General features: G+C 21.6%; 1 protein-coding gene. It reads left to right on the top strand.

Translation table 4 applies throughout. From position 1 onward, the window contains the following. Positions 1 to 4: 4 nt before the first annotated feature. Positions 5 to 841: an IS3 family transposase gene (locus QPK10_RS06690; protein ID WP_368487226.1), complete on the top strand. Its 837-nt coding sequence runs from the start codon at positions 5 to 7 to the stop codon at positions 839 to 841. Positions 842 to 878 lie beyond the last annotated feature (37 nt).

Here is an 878-nt window from a genome sequence, read left to right as displayed (position 1 = left end):
GTCATTGAAGAAAAAATACAAAATTAAATACTTATGTAAAATTCTAAATGTTTCAAGAGCAGGATATTATAAATGAATAAATTCTGATATGAAAATGTATAATAAATGAAATTCTAATTTTGCAAAAATAATTAAGACATTATTTTTTAAATTTAATAAAATTTATGGATATAATATGTTAACATTAATCATTAATAAAATATATAATTGGAATTTTAAACCTCATATTATTTATCGATATATGAAAAATATGAATTTAAAATCAAATGTTAGGGTTAAAAAATTTAATTATAAACTTAGCTCAGGAAATTATAGACATCAAAATGTTATGAAGCAAGATTTTACAACAACATCAATTAATCAAAAATTAGGAACAGATGTAACATATTTATTAACAAATAATAAAACTTATTATTTATCAATAGTTAAAGATTTTCATACAAACGAAATTTTAGATTATCAAATTAATAATAATTTAAATAAAGAATTTGTATTTAAGAATATTATTAATGCCTGAGTAAAAGCTGGCAAGCCTAAAACTTGAATGTTACAATCTGATCAAGGATTTCATTACACAAATTCAGAATATGAAAAACTTTGCAGCTATTTAGGAATTACAATTTCAATGTCTCGTCGTGGAAATTCATATGATAATGCTCATACAGAATCATGATTTGGAACTATGAAAAGTGAATTTTTATATCAATTAACAAGACGCAAAAGAACAGTAGCATGAATTAAAGAAAATCTGCCTAAGTATATTTATTTTTATAACAATTTTAGACCACAAGCTAAATTAAAAGGAATGAGTCCTGTTGAATACAGAAAATCATTCCTATAACTTATTTTTAATATGTCTACTTTTCTTGACATATTCA

The organism is Spiroplasma sp. DGKH1 (genome assembly GCF_040940205.1).
Classification (GTDB): domain Bacteria; phylum Bacillota_I; class Bacilli_A; order Mycoplasmatales; family Mycoplasmataceae; genus Spiroplasma.
The sequence above is the reverse complement of the archived record's forward strand: the minus strand, read 5'-3'. Positions and strand labels throughout refer to the sequence as shown.